A 17,195-nucleotide genomic window follows, 5' to 3' on the forward strand; every position below is an offset into this window, starting at 1 on the left:
GCGGGCCGCTCATGCACGACCTCGCCGACAAGTTCGCCGACGACTTCACCCTGCACGCCGATCCGGGCGCCGGCCCGGCCGTCGGGTCCCTCCCGGCCGCCTGCCGTAACCGCAACGGCCGTGCGCCGGGACCCGTACCGGCTGTGTGTCGGCACCCGTACCGGCTGCGCTTCCGCACCCGTACCGGCCGTGCCCTGCTCAGGACTTCGGCTGGAACGTCTCCGTCAGCGTCCGCCACGTCGTCTCGCGCTGCTCGCCGTCCCAGTCGGCGGCCTTGGCCGTGTACATCAGCGCGTACCCGACCCGGCCCTCGACGACGAACCCCCGGTCGATGGTGCGGTACTTCGTCCCGCCTTCGGTGTAGGTGAATTCCCAGTCGGCCGCGTTCCAGCCGCGGTAGTCCACCTTCTCTATGCGGATCTGCCGGTACTGCGCACGCCGCATGAAGCGTTCCTGGCTCTTCCAGTCGGCGACGGGGTCGCTCTTCGGCGTCGACGTCCAGGCGATGAGCAGCTTCTGCCCGCCGGGCCCGGTGAACCGGTCGCCCGCAGCGCCCGTCGAGACGTACTTCCACCCGCCGGGCAGACCGATCGAGTAGCCCTGCTTCCCCTGGTGCGTCTGGTCGGCCGAGACGTCCGCGCCGCTGCCGGACCCGTCCGTGTCACCGTCCGTGTCGTCCTTGTCCTGGTTGGCACTGGGGCCGTTGTCCCCCGCACCGCTGCCCGAACCGCCGCCCGCGCCGTCCGCCGAGCCGTCGGGCTGGGCGTCGGCGCCCTTGTCGCCCTCGTCGCCCTTCGTGTCGGCACTGGGCGTCGCCCCGGCCACCGTCTTGTCGCCGCTCCCGCCCTTGGCTCCGTCGGTTCCCTCGTCGCCACCGAAGGTCAGCGCGAGCACGGTGCCGAGTACGGCGAGCGCCACGACCACCGCGATGACGATCAGCGTCCGCCGCGGCACCACGTCCGTCAGGGGCGCACGGCGCACCGGCCTCGGCGGCAGGTCCGGCGGCGTCATCACGGGCCAGCCCGAACTCCGCCCTCCCGAACCGGACTTCGTGCCCTGTCCCGTGTCGCCGGCCTGCCGTCCGGCGCCCGCACCGGAGGCCGCCGATCCCGAGGAGGACGGGGACGAGGAGGACGCGAAAGAGGAAGAGGAGGACGCCGAGGCCGGGGAAGGAGAAGTGGACGGAGGTGACGAGGGGGCGGGGGGCGCGGTGGAGGCGGATGCCGCCGCGGCGGCGGATGCGGTGGGGGCCGCGGTCGGGGTGCCCGACCCGCGGGGGCCCGGGACCGTGCCGGAGCCCGAAGCCGCCGTACCGCCCGCGGTCTTGGCGCGCGCCGCGAGAGCGGCACCCGCCGACCCTGCGGCGGTGGCCATCTTGCGTACCGAACTCAACGCGCCCCGCAGCCGCTCCCCGGCTTCTTCGCCCCGCTCGCCGCGGCCACGCCCCGTGGGCTGCTCGGGCAGCGGTACGACCTTCGTGGCGTCCGCCGGCTCGGGCTCCTCCTTGCGGGGTTCAGGCGCGTGGATGACCGAGTTCAGCATCGCCCGCGCCCCGGCGTCGTCGAGCCGCTGGGCGGGATCCTTGGTGAGCAGCCCGTGGATGACGTCCCGCAGCGGTCCCGCGTTCTTCGGCTCCTCGAGCGGTTCCGTCATCACCGCCGTGAGCGTGGCGATCGCGGACCCCTTGTCGTACGGCGGGGCGCCTTCCACCGCCGCGTACAACAGCCCGCCCAGCGACCAGAGATCCGCCGCCGGTCCCGGCTTGTGGCCTCGGGCGCGTTCCGGGGAGATGTACGAGGGGGCGCCGACCAGCATGCCGGTCGAGGTGATGGACGGGTCGCCCTCGACCTGTGCGATGCCGAAGTCGGTGAGCACGACCCGGCCGTCCTCGGCGATCAGCACGTTGGACGGTTTCACGTCCCGGTGCAGGATGCCCTCACGGTGTGCCGACCGCAGGACGTCCAGCACCGCGAGCCCGACCTCGGCGGCACGCCGGGGCTCCAGCAGGCCGTCCTCCCGGATGGCCTCGGCGAGCGACTTGCCCTCGACGAGTTCCATCACGATCCAGGGCCGGTCGTCCTCCTGGACCACGTCGAAGACGGTCACCGCGCTGTTGTTGCGGATCCGCGCGATCGCCTTGGCCTCGCGCAGCGTCCGGGTGATCAGACGGCGCTTCTCCTCCTCGTCGATGTTCGACGGGAAGCGGAGTTCCTTGACGGCGACGGTCCGGCCCAGGGTCTCGTCCTCGGCGCGCCACACCGTCCCCATGCCGCCGCGGCCGAGCACATCTCCCAGCCGGTACCGCCCGGCGAGGAGGCGTGCGCTCTTGTCCTGACGAGATGTCCCCGCCCGCTCCGGCTCCGACATGCGTCCCCTCATGCAACCCGCCCTGACAGAGCCTTCATTGTCCCTCACCCGACAAGTGCCCAACGCCCAGGGTGTCTCGGGCGGACGCCCCGGCTCCAGGGGATCACGGCCCCGGATGAAGGCCGCGTAAAGGCGCCTTGCATGATGTGTCCCCCGACCAGGGAGGAGCCCGGATGCTGTCGCTACGGACACTACTGGCCGTTCCTGTGTCCTTGGCCCTGCTCGCCTGGGCTCCGGCCGCCTCCTCCGCCCCGGCGGACCAGCCCACGAACGCCATCCTCCCCCTGCTGGTCACCGAGGGCGAGGCGTCCGCGGCGGCACTCCTGGCCAAGGAGGAGAGCGGGTACCGCTACGCGGACGCGGGAGGCGATGTGGCACGGGCCGACCACTTCCGCGCCGGGAGCATCACCAAGACGTTCGTGGCGACCGTGGTGCTCCAACTGGCCGAGGAACACCGCCTGTCGCTGTCGGACACGGTGGAGGAACACTTGCCGGGCGTGGTGCGGGGTGCCGGCAACGACGGCCGCGCGCTGACCCTGCGTTCCCTGCTGACCCACACCAGCGGTCTGTACGACTTCGCCGCCGACACCCGTGGCACGGTCCCCCTCACGCCGCTTCAGTCCATACGTCTGGCTCTCACCCACCCTCCGGCCGACCCAGGCCGCTACTCCTACTCGAACACCAACTACGTGCTGCTCGGTCTGGTCGTCGAGCAGGTCACCGGCCGCTCCTACGCCACCGAGGCCGAGCGGCGCATCATCGCTCCGCTGAGTCTGACGGGCACCTCCTTTCCCGGATCGCGCACCTCCCTGCCCTCACCGCACGGCCGGGCCTATGCCGCCGACGGAACCGACGTCACCGAGCTCGACCCGCGGGTGGCCGGCGCCGCGGGCGAGCTGGTGACCACGCTCGCCGATCTGGACCGCTTCTACGCGGCCCTGCTCGGCGGTGAACTGCTGCCCCCGCGCTGGATGCGCGAGATGCTCGACACCCGTGCCGCACACGGCTCGTACGGCATGGGCCTCTACCCGGAGACGCTTCCCTGCGGCACCACGGTGTGGGGACACAACGGCCGGATCTCCGGCAGCTACGTGCGCACCGCGGCCACCGTCGACGGCGAGCGTGTCCTCACGCTCCGGGTGAACTCGGACTCGATAGCGGATCCCGGCCTGGAGCCCGCGGTGCTCGCGGCCGAGTTCTGCCCTCGCACCTGGTAGAACGGCCGGGTTCCGAACGAGGATCCCGGAATGCGGCACTCGTTCGGGTGAATCGGGCCGGCGCGGGCCGGTGGCGTCGGGCTCGCGGCGCCGGAGCATGGCCCCGACCGGCACCCCTACCGGCACCTCGTCCGGACCCGGTCCCGGACCCGGTCTCAGTCCCGGCCTGGCAGACACGCTGATCCACGGCCCCGGGTCCGGCGGACCGACCCGGCCCTCGCTGACACCGCCTGGCGGGCCCAGGCCCGCTGGAACCAGCCCTCGCCCGCGCCGCTACCGGCTACCGGCTACCGGCTACCGGCTACCGGCTACCGGCTACCGGCTACCGGCTACCGGCTACCGGCTACCGGCTACCGGCTACCGGCTACCGAGGAACGATGTCCGGTGCTCCCAGCCTCGCCGCGTCGGCCGTCAGGTCGTCGGGCTGCCGCTGCGACTCCCGCTCGGCCTCCACCCGCTTCTCGTAGTGCTGCACCTCGCGCTCGATCTGGTCCTTGTCCCAGCCCAGTACCGACGCCATCAGCTCCGCGGCCTCGCGGGCGCTGCGCGTGCCCCGGTCGAAGGTCTCGATGGAGATGCGGGTGCGGCGGGTCAGCACGTCGTCCAGGTGGCGGGCACCCTCGTGCGAGGCGGCGTAGACGACCTCGGCCCGCAGATAGTCGTCGGCGGCCTGCAGCGGCTCGCCCAGCGCGGGGTCGGAGACGATGAGGTCGAGGACCTCGTCGGCCATCGCCCCGTACCGGTTCAGCAGGTGCTCGACGCGCACGGGGTGCAGCCCCGTCCGCGCGGCGATGCGCGCCCGGGCGTTCCACAGAGCCCGGTAGCCCTCGGCGCCCAGCAGGGGCACCTCCTCGGTGACGCACTCGGCGACCCGCATGTCGAGCCCGTGCACGGCCTCGTCCACCGCGTCCTTGGCCATGACCCGGTAGGTCGTGTACTTGCCGCCCGCGACCACGACGAGGCCCGGCACGGGGTGGGCCACGGTGTGCTCGCGGGACAGCTTGCTGGTGGCGTCGGACTCGCCGGCCAGGAGCGGACGCAGTCCGGCGTACACACCCTGCACGTCGTCCCTGGTGAGCGGCACCGCGAGCACCGAGTTCACGTGCTCCAGGAGGTAGTCGATGTCGGCGCTGGACGCGGCCGGGTGGGCCTTGTCGAGGTCCCAGTCGGTGTCGGTGGTGCCGACGATCCAGTGACGGCCCCACGGGATGACGAACAGCACGGACTTCTCGGTGCGCAGGATGAGCCCGGTCGTGGAGTGGATGCGGTCCTTGGGGACGACCAGGTGGATGCCCTTGGAGGCGCGCACATGGAACTGGCCGCGCTCACCCACCATGCCCTGGGTGTCGTCGGTCCACACGCCGGTGGCGTTGACCACCTGCTTGGCACGGATCTCGTACTCCCCGCCGCCTTCGAGGTCCTGGACCCGGGCGCCGACGACGCGTTCACCCTCACGGAGGAAGCCGGTGACCCGCGCGTGGTTGGCGGTCTTCGCGCCGTAGGCGGCGGCCGTGCGCACCAGCGTGGCCACGAAGCGGGCGTCGTCCACCCGCGCGTCGTAGTACTGCAGCGCGCCGACCAGCGCGTCCTTCTTCAGACAGGGCGCCACTCGCAGGGCGTGACGACGGCTCAGGTGCCGGTGCACGGGCAGACCCCGGCCGTGTCCCCGGGCCATGGACATGGCGTCGTACAGCGCCACGCCCGACCCGGCGTACAGCCGCTCCCAACCCTTGTGCTGCAGCGGATACAGGAAGGGGACCGGCTTGACGAGATGCGGCGCCAGCCGTTCCAGGAGCAGCCCCCGTTCCTTCAACGCCTCGCGGACGAGGGGAAAGTCGAGCATCTCCAGATACCGCAGCCCGCCGTGGATCAGCTTGCTGGAGCGGCTGGACGTGCCGGACGCCCAGTCGCGCGCCTCGACCAGTCCCGTGGACAGACCGCGCGTGACGGCGTCGAGCGCCGTGCCCGCGCCCACCACGCCTCCGCCGACCACCAGCACGTCCAGCTCGCGCTCGGCCATGGATGCGAGTGACTCGGCGCGTTGCGCCGGCCCCAGTGTCGCTGTCCTCACCGCTGCCTCCCGCTCATCGGTCGCGTCGGCCGCACCCGTCGGGCGAAGCCCGGTTCTTCCCCTCCCTCATGCCCAAATTCTGACCGGGTTGCCAGACTTCAGCCACCACGGACCGGTGACCTGTGGACAACGCCGGAGAGACGACTCTCCGAAACTCAGCCGATCAATCCCGCATATCGGTCATATTTACTCCTAGTCTGACATTGCGCTCGCCCGTCCTGTCCACAGGGCTTGCGCACCTGTCCCACTTCGGCTATCGGGAAGGACGGTCAACGCCATGCCCGCAGATCTCGCCGTCATCGGTCTCGGTCCGTACGGCCTGCCGCCGGCCCAGGCCGCGGTCGCAGCAGGCATCCCCACCATCGGCTACCGGACCGGCCCCGAGGCGAGCTCCCTCAGCCCGGCGGAGCTGCGCCGCATGCTCGCCCAGGGCTTCCGCGTGACCGCGAACCCGGCCGAGCTGGGGCGGGTGCGCACCGTCCTCATCTGCGCGCCGGCCGTGCGGGGGGCCGACGGTGACCCGGACCTGTCCCAGGTGGAGGCCGCCGTCCGCACCCTCGCGCCCCGGCTGCGCCCGCACACCACGGTGATCGTGGAGTCCCCGGTGGCGCCCGGGACGACGGAGGGTTTCCTGCTTCCGCTCCTGGAGCAGGGGTCGGGACTCCGCGCCGGCCGCGATTTCCACCTCGCCCACTCACCCAGTCGGGTCGACCCCGGGAACCGGGACTTCACGCCCGCCAACACCCCGAAGGTCATCGGCGGCCTCACCTCCGCCTGCACCGAGTCCGCCGCCGCCTTCTACGGGCGGCTCACCGACAAGGTCGTCCGGGCGCGCGGGCTGCGCGAGGCGGAGACCGTGCAGCTGCTGGAGAGCACCTTCCGGCATGTGAACATCGCCCTGGTCAACGAGATGGCGGTGCTCTGCCACGACCTCGGCGTCGACCTCTGGGACGTCATCCGCTGTGCGGAGACCAAGCCCTTCGGTTTTCAGGCCTTCCGCCCCGGCCCGGGTGTCGGGGGCCATGCCGTCCCCCAGGGCCTCACCACCGGTACCGGCCGCACGCTGCGCATGGCGGAACTGGCCGAGCAGGTCAATAGCGGGATGCCGGGATACGCGGTCCAGCGTGCCGCCGCGCTCCTCAACGAGCACGGGAAGTCCGCGCGCGGCGCGCGGGTGCTGCTGCTCGGTGTCACCTACAAGGCCGACCTCGCCGACCAGCAGGGCAGCCCGGCCCGGGAGATCGCGGTCCGGCTGATGGAACTGGGTGCCTCGGTCAGCTACCACGACCCCCACGTCCCGTCCTGGAGCGTCCTCGACCGGCCCGTTCCGCGCGCCGACTCCCTCTACGAGGCGGCGGCCGACGCCGACCTGACGATCCTGCTCCAGCAGCACCGCACGTACGACCTGCAGGGTCTGTCGGTGAAGGCCCAGCTGCTGCTGGACACGCGCGGCGCCACGCCCACGGGGGCGGCGCACCGGCTCTGAGGCCGGACGGGCCACGCGCGTGGCCTCCGTCGTGCGCACCGCCCGGCTGCTCGGCTACCCGGGCTACCGCGATCTGCGCCTGTGCCGGAGAACGCGCGTGTGCCGGAGAAGCGGACTCGCCACCGCCGCGGCCGCACCCACGCCCGCCCGGGACCGACCGGATCCCCGGATGTCCCGACGGCACCCATACACCCCTCATCACCCCCCTCCCGCATGCCGAAGGGCCGGTCACCCACCAGGTGACCGGCCCTTCGGGCTGTCCGCGACGGGAGCCGCGCCGGGGTTACCGCCGGTGCTCGGAGTCGGCGACGGTGACCTCCACGCGCTGGAACTCCTTGAGCTCGCTGTAACCGGTGGTCGCCATGGCACGGCGCAGGGCGCCGAAGAAGTTCATGGAGCCGTCCGGGGTGTGGGAGGGGCCGGTGAGGATCTCCTCGATCGTGCCGACCGTGCCGAGGTCGACCTTCTTGCCTCGCGGCAGCTCCTCGTTGACGGCCTCCATGCCCCAATGGTGGCCGCGGCCGGGGCCGTCGGTGGCCCGCGCGAGCGGCGAGCCCATCATCACGGAGTCGGCGCCGCAGGCGATCGCCTTGGGCAGGTCGCCGGACCAGCCGACCCCGCCGTCCGCGATGACGTGCACGTACCGGCCGCCGGACTCGTCCATGTAGTCGCGGCGGGCCGCGGCCACGTCGGCCACCGCGGTGGCCATCGGCACCTGGATGCCCAGCACGTTGCGCGTGGTGTGCGCGGCGCCGCCGCCGAAGCCGACGAGCACACCGGCGGCGCCGGTGCGCATCAGGTGCAGGGCCGCCGTGTAGGTGGCGCAGCCGCCGACGATCACGGGCACGTCGAGCTCGTAGATGAACTGCTTCAGGTTGAGCGGCTCGTGCGAGCTGGAGACGTGCTCCGCCGACACGGTCGTGCCGCGGATGACGAAGATGTCGACGCCCGCGTCCACCACGGCCTTGGAGAACTGGGCGGTGCGCTGCGGGGAGAGCGCGGCGGCGGTCACGACGCCGGAGTCGCGCACCTCCTTGATGCGCTGCCCGATCAGCTCCTCCTTGACGGGGGCGGCGTAGATCTCCTGCAGGCGGCGGGTCGCGGTGTCCGCGTCGAGGCCGACGATCTCGTCGAGCAGCGGCTGCGGGTCCTCGTGGCGCGTCCACAGGCCCTCGAGGTTGAGCACGCCGAGGCCGCCGAGCTCGCCGATGCGGATCGCCGTGGCCGGCGAGACGACCGAGTCCATGGGAGCGGCCAGGAACGGCAGCTCGAAGCGGTAGGCGTCGATCTGCCAGGCGATCGAGACCTCCTTCGGGTCCCGCGTACGGCGGCTGGGGACGACCGCGATGTCGTCGAAGGCGTACGCCCTGCGGCCGCGCTTGCCGCGCCCGATCTCGATCTCAGTCACGTCTGTGGCCTTTCCCTGATGCGTTGCAGCGCCTTCCAGTATCCCCGACGGTGACGACGGCCACCGCCCCGGACGTACGGCGAGGGCGGCCCCGGATCCGTCCGGAGCCGCCCTCGCCGAAGACGGCCGCTACTGGCGGCTGTAGTTCGGTGCCTCGACCGTCATCTGGATGTCGTGCGGGTGGCTCTCCTTGAGGCCCGCGGAGGTGATCCGGACGAAGCGGCCGTTCTCCTGCAGCTCGGGCACGGTCCGGCCGCCGACGTAGAACATCGACTGGCGCAGACCGCCGACCAGCTGGTGGACGACGGAGGCGAGCGGGCCCCGGTAGGGGACCTGGCCCTCGATGCCCTCGGGGACGAGCTGCTCGTCGGAGGCGACGCCCTCCTGGAAGTAGCGGTCCTTGGAGAACGACTTGCGGTCGCCGCGCGTCTGCATGGCGCCGAGCGAGCCCATGCCGCGGTACGACTTGAACTGCTTGCCGTTGATGAACATCAGCTCGCCGGGGGACTCCTCGCAGCCGGCGAGCAGCGAGCCCAGCATGACCGTGTCCGCGCCGGCGACCAGGGCCTTGGCGATGTCGCCGGAGTACTGCAGGCCGCCGTCGCCGATGACCGGGACGCCCGCGTCCTTGGCGGCGAGCGCGGCCTCGTAGATCGCCGTGACCTGCGGGACGCCGACGCCGGCGACGACGCGGGTGGTGCAGATGGAGCCGGGGCCGACGCCGACCTTGATGCCGTCGCAGCCCGCGTCGACGAGGGCCTTGGCCCCGTCGCGGGTGGCGACGTTGCCGCCGATGACGTCGACGCCGGAGGAGTTCGACTTGATCTTGGCGACCATGTCGCCGACCAGCCGGGAGTGGCCGTGGGCGGTGTCGACGACGATGAAGTCGACGCCCGCCTCGATCAGGGCCTGGGCGCGCTCGAAGGCGTCACCGGCGACACCGACCGCGGCGCCGACCAAGAGCCGGCCCTCGCCGTCCTTGGCGGCGTTGGGGTACTGCTCGGCCTTGACGAAGTCCTTGACCGTGATCAGGCCCTTGAGCACGCCGTGGTCGTCGACCAGCGGCAGCTTTTCGATCTTGTGGCGGCGCAGCAGCTCCATGGCGTCCGTGCCGGAGATCCCGACCTTGCCGGTGACCAGGGGCATGGGGGTCATGACCTCTCGCACCTGGCGGGAGCGGTCCGTCTCGAAGGCCATGTCGCGGTTGGTGACGATGCCGAGCAGCCGCTTGTTGCCGTCGGTGACGGGGACGCCGCTGATGCGGAACTTGGCGCACAGCGCGTCGGCCTCGGCGAGCAGGGCGTCGGGGTGGATGGTGATCGGGTCGGTGACCATGCCGGACTCGGAACGCTTCACCAGGTCGACCTGGTTGGCCTGGTCCTCGATGGACAGGTTGCGGTGCAGGACGCCGACACCGCCCTGGCGGGCCATCGCGATCGCCATGCGGGCCTCGGTCACCTTGTCCATGGCGGCGGACAGCAGCGGGATGTTGACCCGCACGTTGCGGGAGACGTGCGAGGCGGTGTCGATCTGGTCGGGCGCCATGTCCGACGCGCCCGGCAGCAGCAGCACGTCGTCGTAGGTCAGCCCGAGTGTCGCGAATTTTCCGGGCACTCCGTCGACGTTGGCAGTCATGACACCTTCCCCAAATGGCCTTGATCGGTGCGGATGCCCATGCTAACGGGAAGGACGGGTGGCTCATTCCACGATCAAGCAAGGCTCCGGTCTTCGTATGTTCGTACGGGGCCGGTCCCGGGGCCGTTCAGCGGCCGAAGGGGCGGCCGGACGCGCGTGGTTACTGCTCGGCCAGCGCGCGCAGTCTGCTGAGCGCGCGGTGCTGGGCGACCCGGACCGCGCCGGGTGACATTCCCAACATCTGCCCGGTCTCCTCCGCCGTGAGGCCGACCGCGATGCGCAGCAGGAGCAGCTCGCGCTGGTTCTCGGGCAGGTTGGCCAGCAGTTTCTTGGCCCACTCGGCGTCGCTGCTGAGCAGGGCGCGCTCCTCCGGTCCGAGCGAGTCGTCGGGCCGCTCGGGCATCTCGTCGGAGGGGACGGCCGTCGAGCCGGGGTGGCGCATGGCGGCGCGCTGGAGGTCGGCGACCTTGTGCGCGGCGATGGCGAAGACGAACGCCTCGAAGGGGCGTCCGGTGTCCTTGTAGCGGGGCAGCGCGAGCAGCACGGCGACGCAGACCTCCTGCGCGAGGTCCTCGACGAAGTGCCGGGCGTCGCCCGGGAGGCGGGACAGCCGGGTGCGGCAGTAGCGCAGGGCCAGGGGGTGGACGTGCGCCAGCAGGTCGTGGGTGGCCTGCTCGTCGCCGTCGACCGCGCGGTGGACGAGCGCACCGATCGCCCCTTGGGCAGTGCCCGCCTCGTCGTCGCGCATCGGTCCATGGTGCCTTGCGGCCGACGGGTCCGCGGCACCGCGTCCCTTGTTGTGCACCGAAGCGTTATGAGCAGGTGCGCCGGAACTCATCCCTCGCGCCCTCCCCTTCCGCTCGACCGACTCGTCCCCGAGGAACTCCACACCTCAAGGATGCGTCATCCGCGGCGAAACGAGCAGCGGGCACCCGGTGACCGCCGTCCCCACGCAGGTGGGGCGGCCGCGCGGGGTGTCCGTCACGGCATGCCCGGGAGGCCCTGGGACCTGTCGTTCGGATCGGGCCGGGGGCGCGGTGACCCGGTCTCCTCCGGCCCGGCCGGGGTGCGGGTCCGTCCGCCGCGCCCGGAGCGCCGCTGCCGGCAACCGGTGACCGCGCGTGTGCGGCCGGCCCGTGCGGGGGCAGCGATGTGCCCCCGCTCTCCGGTCGCCGTCCGGTGCCGGGCGCGGTGCCCGGTCCGATCCGAAGGACAGGCCCTAGCGCACCAGACCCCACCGGAATCCGAGCGCCACCGCGTGGGCCCGGTCCGACGCGCCGAGCTTCTTGAACAGGCGCCGCGCGTGCGTCTTCACGGTGTCCTCCGACAGGAACAGCTCGCGGCCGATCTCCGCGTTGGAGCGGCCGTGGCTCATGCCCTCGAGGACCTGGATCTCACGCGCCGTGAGCGTGGGCGCGGCGCCCATCTCGGCGGAGCGCAGCCGGCGCGGGGCGAGCCGCCACGTCGGGTCGGCGAGGGCCTGCGTGACGGTCGCGCGGAGCTCCGCGCGGGAGGCGTCCTTGTGCAGGTAGCCGCGGGCCCCGGCGGCGACGGCGAGCGCCACACCGTCGAGGTCCTCGGCGACGGTGAGCATGATGATGCGCGCACCGGGGTCCGCGGACAGCAGCCGCCGGACCGTCTCGACGCCGCCCAGTCCGGGCATGCGTACGTCCATCAGAATCAGATCCGAGCGGTCGGCACCCCAGCGGCGGAGGACTTCCTCGCCGTTGGCCGCCGTCGTCACGCGCTCCACACCGGGCACGGTCGCGACCGCGCGGCGAAGCGCCTCTCGGGCAAGCGGGGAGTCGTCGCAGACGAGGACGGAAGTCATGGCCGCCCTCCGCAGCTGATGCGCGTCACCTTGAGCCTCCAGGCTGGTACGAAAATCGTCACCTGTGCGGTCGACCGTCTCGGACGCCCGCCCGAGCGCTTGTTCCTTCAACCGCCTCGCACTCTCAACGACGGTCACTCGAAAGAGTTACGGGGCCGTCTGCCATCTTCGGCACTCTACGTGAGGAGGCGGACACGGTGCAGACATGCGCGGCAGACCCTCCAACTTTCATCACAACCCATGCCCCATTTAGACGCTTTTCTTCCCTCTTGTTGGTGTCTGCGACTAGATTCGCAATGAGTCATATTTTCATCTCCTTGGATCGTAGTTGTACGGTCGTGGACACCAGATCCGCCCAGAACGGCTACAAGGGGTCACGCAATGGCAGATTTCTCCCGCCTTCCCGGACCGAATGCGGACCTGTGGGACTGGCAACTCCTGGCTGCGTGCCGCGGGGTGGACAGCTCGCTCTTCTTCCATCCCGAGGGCGAGCGCGGTGCGGCGCGAAGCGCTCGCGAGAACTCGGCCAAGGAGGTCTGCATGAGGTGCCCGGTGCGCGCCGAGTGCGCCGCCCACGCACTTGCCGTACGCGAGCCGTACGGCGTGTGGGGCGGACTGACCGAGGACGAGCGCGAAGAGCTCATGGGCCGGGCGCGCCACCGGCTGGTGTCGGCGTCGGCCGGCAGTGGGCACGCCGCTTCGAACAACTGAAGGAACGTTTCTCCGCAGGGGGCACGCAGGTGCCCTTGTTTTGTCGCTGGAGGTGATCCGCACTGCTGGGCAGCTGGAGGTGATCCCCACGCGGCGGCCGAGGCGAGCGATCCCCACGCGGCCGCCGAGGCGAGCGCGCGGTGCCTGCAACGGCCCGTCCCGGCTCCCCTACCGGGCGGCCGCCCGCGCGAGGTGGTCGAGCGTCGCGGCGACCGCCGGGACCTGGGCGAGGTCGGGAAGGGTGAGCGCGACGATCTCCCGCCGCACGGCGGGCTCCAGGCGGACGGTGCGCACACCCCTGGGCCGGACGGACTCCACGGCCAGCTGGGGCAGCACCGCCACGCCCAGACCGGCGCCGACCAGGCCGGCCACCGCCGGGTAGTCATCGGTCGCGAAGTCGATGCGCGGGGTGAACCCGGCGGTCTCGCACACCTCCACCAGCTGTCCGCGGCAGCGCGGGCAGCCCGCGATCCACGGCTCGTCGGCGAGTTCCCCGATGGAGACGGACTCCGCGCGCGCGAGCGGGTGACGCTCCGGGACGAGCCCCACCAGCCGGTCCGAGAGCAGCGGCCGTACGACGAGGTCGTCCCACTCCTCGGCTCCCGCCGCACCCTCGTAGCGGAACGCGAGGGTCACGTCGCAGTCACCGTCGCGCAGCAGGCCGACGGACCGGGGCGGCTCGGCCTCCTCCAGGGAGACCCGGGTGCCGGGGTGGGCGTCTCGCAGCGCGGCCAGCGCCGTGGGCACCAGCGTGGAGCTGCCGCTCGGGAAGGAGACCAGCCGGACCCGCCCGGCCCGCAGGCCCGCGATGGCCGCGACCTCCTCCTCGGCGGCGGTGAGGCCGGCGAGGATCCCGGCCGCGTGCCGCACCAGCGCCTCACCGGCCTGGGTCAGCCGCATCTCGCGGCCGCTGCGGATGAGCAGGGGCGTCCCGACGGACGACTCCAGGGCCTTCATCTGCTGGCTGACGGCCGGCTGGGTGCAGCCCAGCTCCCGCGCCGCCGCCGAGAAGGAACCGGTGGTGGAGACGGCGCGCAGCACACGGAGATGACGGGCTTCGATCACGCCGCAAGGATAAGTGATCCTTTGACCTCCCGCCCCATACTCCTTCGACGCTTTGACTCGCATCCCTTACCGTGCGTCCATGCGGCTTCTCTCTGTGAACCTGGGGCGACCCCAGCCCGTGGCGTACACCTCCCAGCCCGACGGCCTGACCGGCATCGACAAACGGCCGGTGGACGGGCCCGTGCGGGTGTCCGCCCCGGGGCCCAAGGGAGTCGGGGGCAGCGGACTCGCCGGGGACGCGGTGTGCGAGAGGCGGCACCACGGCGGCGACGACCAGGCTGTCTACGCGGTGGCCCGGGAGGACCTCGACGAGTGGGAGCGCACCCTGGGCCGGGCGCTGCCCGACGGCTCCTTCGGCGAGAACCTCACCACCGAGGGCATCGACGTGTCCGGCGCGCTGATCGGCGAGCGCTGGGGCATCGGGGAGCAGGTGGTGCTGGAGGTCACGAGCGGACGCATCCCCTGCCGCACCTTCCAGGGCCACCTGGGTGAGAAGGGCTGGGTGAAGCGGTTCACCGAGCGGGGTGCGCCGGGGGCCTACCTCCGGGTCGTGCGCCCCGGCGAGATACGGGCGGGGGATCCGGTGAGGATCGTGCACCGCCCCGACCACGAGGTGACGGTCGCCCTGCAGTTCCGGGCCGTGACGACCGAGAGGACGCTGCTGCCCCGGCTGCTGGCGGCGGGTCCGGCACTCCACCCGGAAGCCCTGGCGGCGGCGCGGGCCCACGTGGAGAACAGCGGGTCCGTGCAGGCGGGCTGACGGTCCGGCACCGGGCGCCGCACGGCTCCTAGGGGGAAACCCCGGACCGCGGGCCGGGGTTGGCTCGGGGGTGGGTGGGGGCGGTTCCCCGATGTCCCGCGGCTCATGATCCACGACGCTCGGAGCATGTCTCGTCCTCCGACTTCGAGCGCGGTGCCGGCCGGAGATCCTCCGCCCGGCGCCTCCCGTCGCGGCTTCCGCTGGAAGCGCCTGGTCGCCGTGCTGGCCTCGCTGGTCACCGCCTTCGCGGTGGCCGTCGGCGCGCTGTTCGCCTGGTGGTGGACCGATGCCGTGGTGAGCACGGTCGGCCGGGAATCCTTCGACAACGCCCTGGCGATACCGCCGCTCGCCGAGCCGGCCGTGGACCAGGACGGCACGCGCGTCTTCTCCCTGCGCATGCAGGCGGGCGAGACGGAGTTCCGGGACGGTGTCAAGACACCGACGTGGGGCTTCAACGGCACCTATCTCGGCCCGACCCTGCGGGCCGAGCGCGGGGAGAAGGTGCGGGTGCGGATCACCAACGAGCTGGGCGAGGCGTCCACCGTGCACTGGCACGGCATGCATCTGCCGGCCCGCATGGACGGCGGCCCGCACCAGATGATCGCGCCGGGCGGCACCTGGGCGCCCCACTGGACGGTGGACCAGCCCGCGGCAACGCTCTGGTACCACCCGCATCCGCACGGCAGAACCGAGGAGCATGTGCGGCGCGGCCTGGCGGGCCTGTTCCTCCTGGACGACGACTCGTCGGCCGGGCTGCCCCTGCCCCAGCGATACGGCGTGGACGATCTGCCGGTCGTCGTCCAGGACGTGCGCTTCGACGGCGCGCGGCTGTCCAACGGCCGGGGCATCATGCAGAACGTCGGATTCCTGGGCGACCGGACCATGGTCAACGGCACCCTCCGGCCGTACCGGCAGGTGCACGACGAGCTGATACGCCTGCGGCTGCTCAACGCCTCCATCGCCCGCACCTACGACTTCGGTTTCCCCGACGACCGCGACTTCTCGCTGGTCGGCACGGACGGCGGCCTGCTGGAACGGCCGGCCGTCATGGACCGGGTGCAGCTGTCACCGGGTGAGCGGGCCGAGATCGTCGTCCGGGTCCGGCCGGGTGAGCGGGTGATGCTGCGCAGCTTCCCGCAGGACAACTACGGGGACGCCTGGCAGGAGCGGTTCGGCGGCGGCGACGACTCCTTCGACGTCCTGGAACTGCGGGCGGACCGGCAACTGCGTCCCTCGCCCGGCCTCCCGGACCGACTGGGCACGTTGGAGGTGCCCGGCGGTGAAGGGGCGGTGCGGGGGCGGCACTTCGATCTGAAGCGGTCCGGCATCAACGGCCGGGCGATGGACATGAAACGGATCGACGAGACCGTCACCCGGGGCACCACGGAGGTGTGGACGGTACGCAACACCAACGGCATGCCGCACAACTTCCATGTGCACGACGTGCAGTTCCGGGTGCTCGAGGTCGACGGAGCCCCTCCGCCCCCGGCGCTGCGCGGCCCGAAGGACACGGTGTTCCTGCCACACGGCACGACGATGAAGCTGGCGCTGAGATTCACCGGACCCGCCGACCCGGACGTGCCGTACATGTACCACTGCCATCTGCTGTACCACGAGGACGAAGGGATGATGGGGCAGTTCGTGGTGGTGGAGAAGGGCGGGTCGGCCGGCACCCCGCCGGACCACACCGGCCACGGGACCCACGGGCGTGGGACGGCGCACGGCTGAGGACGGCCGGGCTCCCGTGCACCGCCGCGGGGCGGGGACACCGAGCGGACGCCGTCCCTCCGGGTAACTACTCTTGCGCCATGACAACGGCTCTGATTACGGGTTCGACGGCAGGCATCGGTGCCGCGTTCGCGCGGCGGCTGGCGGCCGACGGACATGACCTGGTGCTGGTGGCCCGCGACATCGTCCGGCTGCGGGAGCAGGCCACCGAGCTGCACGACCGGCACGGCATCGAGGCCGAGGTGCTGTCGGCCGACCTGGCGGACGACAAGGGCATCGAGGCGGTGGCCGAACGTCTCGGCGACCGCAAGAACCCCGTCGACCTGCTGATCAACAACGCCGGATTCGGCAACAAGGGCCGCTACCTGGACGTCTCCATGGCCGACGAGCTGAGGATGATCAAGGTGCATTGCGAGGCCGTGCTGCGGCTGACCTCGGCGGCGGCCGAGTCGATGCGGGAGCGCGGCCGGGGAGGAGTCGTGAACGTGGCCTCCGTGGCGGCGTTCGTGCCGCGCGGCACCTACGGGGCGTCCAAGGCGTGGGTCGTGCAGTTCACCCAGGGCGCCGCGAAGGACCTGGCCGGCAGCGGCGTCCGGCTGATGGCCCTGTGCCCCGGTTTCGTGCGCACCGAGTTCCACGAGCGGGCCGGCATGGGCACGGACAGCATCCCGAACTGGATGTGGCTGGACGCGGACAAGGTGGCCGAGGCCGGGCTGGCGGACCTGGCCCGCGGCAAGTCGGTGTCGATCCCGGACCCGCGCTACAAGGCGCTGATGGGAGCGGCCAAGCTGGTCCCGCGCGGCATGCTCGGCGGCATCACCTCCCGCACGGGACGGAAGTACGGCCCGCAGTAGCAGGCGCGGAGACGGGACGGCAGCGGAGCGGTCGGCGGGGGCGGAGCGGGGGCCCGGGGCCT

13 protein-coding genes are annotated in these 17,195 nt (G+C 72.0%); 6 read left to right on the plus strand and 7 right to left on the minus strand.

Translation table 11 applies throughout. The features are described 5' to 3' along the window. Window positions 1–198 precede the first annotated feature (198 nt). Window positions 199–2,367 (minus strand): serine/threonine-protein kinase, encoded by a 2,169-nt coding sequence (locus ACIRPP_RS04605; RefSeq protein ID WP_403637974.1) that lies wholly within the window; start codon window positions 2,365–2,367, stop codon window positions 199–201. A 173-nt stretch (window positions 2,368–2,540) separates the two neighbouring features. Between ACIRPP_RS04605 and ACIRPP_RS04610 the strand changes: the two genes are divergently transcribed. Beyond that, on the plus strand, window positions 2,541–3,584 hold the full coding sequence (locus tag ACIRPP_RS04610; RefSeq protein ID WP_403637975.1) for a serine hydrolase domain-containing protein: 1,044 nt from the start codon (window positions 2,541–2,543) through the stop codon (window positions 3,582–3,584). Window positions 3,585–3,948: 364 nt separating this feature from the next. Here the strand turns inward: ACIRPP_RS04610 and ACIRPP_RS04615 are convergent, their stop codons facing one another. Next, the gene (locus ACIRPP_RS04615) at window positions 3,949–5,655 is read right to left on the minus strand and encodes a glycerol-3-phosphate dehydrogenase/oxidase (RefSeq protein WP_403637976.1); all 1,707 of its coding nucleotides are present in this window, start codon (window positions 5,653–5,655) and stop codon (window positions 3,949–3,951) included. A gap of 277 nt (window positions 5,656–5,932) precedes the next feature. On the opposite strand from ACIRPP_RS04615, the gene ACIRPP_RS04620 reads away from it, so the two are divergent. Next, entirely contained in the window at window positions 5,933–7,141 is a 1,209-nt protein-coding gene (locus ACIRPP_RS04620) for a nucleotide sugar dehydrogenase (RefSeq protein WP_403637977.1), read from the plus strand. Between the two features lie 283 nt (window positions 7,142–7,424). Here ACIRPP_RS04620 and ACIRPP_RS04625 read toward each other — a convergent pair whose 3' ends face one another. The 4 genes from ACIRPP_RS04625 to ACIRPP_RS04640 all read right to left on the minus strand — a co-directional run bounded on the left by ACIRPP_RS04625 (window position 7,425) and on the right by ACIRPP_RS04640 (window position 12,015). Then, window positions 7,425–8,549, minus strand: coding sequence for a GuaB3 family IMP dehydrogenase-related protein (locus ACIRPP_RS04625; RefSeq protein ID WP_192232697.1), 1,125 nt, complete (start codon window positions 8,547–8,549; stop codon window positions 7,425–7,427). A gap of 129 nt (window positions 8,550–8,678) precedes the next feature. Further along, window positions 8,679–10,184 (minus strand): IMP dehydrogenase, encoded by a 1,506-nt coding sequence (guaB, locus tag ACIRPP_RS04630; RefSeq protein ID WP_164338720.1) that lies wholly within the window; start codon window positions 10,182–10,184, stop codon window positions 8,679–8,681. Window positions 10,185–10,344: 160 nt separating this feature from the next. Further along, window positions 10,345–10,932: a sigma-70 family RNA polymerase sigma factor gene (locus ACIRPP_RS04635; RefSeq protein WP_164338721.1), complete on the minus strand. Its 588-nt coding sequence runs from the start codon at window positions 10,930–10,932 to the stop codon at window positions 10,345–10,347. Between the two features lie 471 nt (window positions 10,933–11,403). Then, entirely contained in the window at window positions 11,404–12,015 is a 612-nt protein-coding gene (locus ACIRPP_RS04640) for a response regulator transcription factor (RefSeq protein WP_003948568.1), read from the minus strand. 381 nt (window positions 12,016–12,396) lie between these two features. Between ACIRPP_RS04640 and ACIRPP_RS04645 the strand changes: the two genes are divergently transcribed. After that, a complete protein-coding gene (locus tag ACIRPP_RS04645) occupies window positions 12,397–12,726 on the plus strand; it encodes a WhiB family transcriptional regulator (RefSeq protein WP_164332668.1) in 330 nt (109 codons plus the stop codon). Between the two features lie 168 nt (window positions 12,727–12,894). Here ACIRPP_RS04645 and ACIRPP_RS04650 read toward each other — a convergent pair whose 3' ends face one another. After that, entirely contained in the window at window positions 12,895–13,791 is an 897-nt protein-coding gene (locus tag ACIRPP_RS04650; protein WP_403637979.1) for a LysR family transcriptional regulator, read from the minus strand. A gap of 79 nt (window positions 13,792–13,870) precedes the next feature. Between ACIRPP_RS04650 and ACIRPP_RS04655 the strand changes: the two genes are divergently transcribed. The 3 genes from ACIRPP_RS04655 (at window position 13,871) to ACIRPP_RS04665 (ending at window position 17,133) form a co-directional block, all read left to right on the plus strand. Then, window positions 13,871–14,551 (plus strand): MOSC domain-containing protein, encoded by a 681-nt coding sequence (locus ACIRPP_RS04655; protein ID WP_403637980.1) that lies wholly within the window; start codon window positions 13,871–13,873, stop codon window positions 14,549–14,551. Window positions 14,552–14,677: 126 nt separating this feature from the next. Continuing rightward, window positions 14,678–16,279 (plus strand): multicopper oxidase family protein, encoded by a 1,602-nt coding sequence (locus tag ACIRPP_RS04660; RefSeq protein ID WP_403637982.1) that lies wholly within the window; start codon window positions 14,678–14,680, stop codon window positions 16,277–16,279. Window positions 16,280–16,359: 80 nt separating this feature from the next. Further along, entirely contained in the window at window positions 16,360–17,133 is a 774-nt protein-coding gene (locus tag ACIRPP_RS04665) for an SDR family NAD(P)-dependent oxidoreductase (protein ID WP_403637984.1), read from the plus strand. Window positions 17,134–17,195 lie beyond the last annotated feature (62 nt).

This window comes from Streptomyces sp. NPDC101219 (assembly GCF_044767675.1).
GTDB lineage: Bacteria > Actinomycetota > Actinomycetes > Streptomycetales > Streptomycetaceae > Streptomyces.

What these genes read in the sequence shown, in the direction of transcription:
- ACIRPP_RS04605 (WP_403637974.1), bottom strand. Translation starts at nt 2,367, where the DNA reads ATGTCGGAGCCGGAGCGGGCGGGGACATCTCGTCAGGACAAGAGCGCA.
- ACIRPP_RS04610 (WP_403637975.1), top strand. Translation starts at nt 2,541, where the DNA reads ATGCTGTCGCTACGGACACTACTGGCCGTTCCTGTGTCCTTGGCCCTG.
- ACIRPP_RS04620 (WP_403637977.1), top strand. Translation starts at nt 5,933, where the DNA reads ATGCCCGCAGATCTCGCCGTCATCGGTCTCGGTCCGTACGGCCTGCCG.
- guaB (WP_164338720.1), bottom strand. Translation starts at nt 10,184, where the DNA reads ATGACTGCCAACGTCGACGGAGTGCCCGGAAAATTCGCGACACTCGGG.
- ACIRPP_RS04635 (WP_164338721.1), bottom strand. Translation starts at nt 10,932, where the DNA reads ATGCGCGACGACGAGGCGGGCACTGCCCAAGGGGCGATCGGTGCGCTC.
- ACIRPP_RS04640 (WP_003948568.1), bottom strand. Translation starts at nt 12,015, where the DNA reads ATGACTTCCGTCCTCGTCTGCGACGACTCCCCGCTTGCCCGAGAGGCG.
- ACIRPP_RS04645 (WP_164332668.1), top strand. Translation starts at nt 12,397, where the DNA reads ATGGCAGATTTCTCCCGCCTTCCCGGACCGAATGCGGACCTGTGGGAC.
- ACIRPP_RS04655 (WP_403637980.1), top strand. Translation starts at nt 13,871, where the DNA reads ATGCGGCTTCTCTCTGTGAACCTGGGGCGACCCCAGCCCGTGGCGTAC.
- ACIRPP_RS04660 (WP_403637982.1), top strand. Translation starts at nt 14,678, where the DNA reads ATGTCTCGTCCTCCGACTTCGAGCGCGGTGCCGGCCGGAGATCCTCCG.
- ACIRPP_RS04665 (WP_403637984.1), top strand. Translation starts at nt 16,360, where the DNA reads ATGACAACGGCTCTGATTACGGGTTCGACGGCAGGCATCGGTGCCGCG.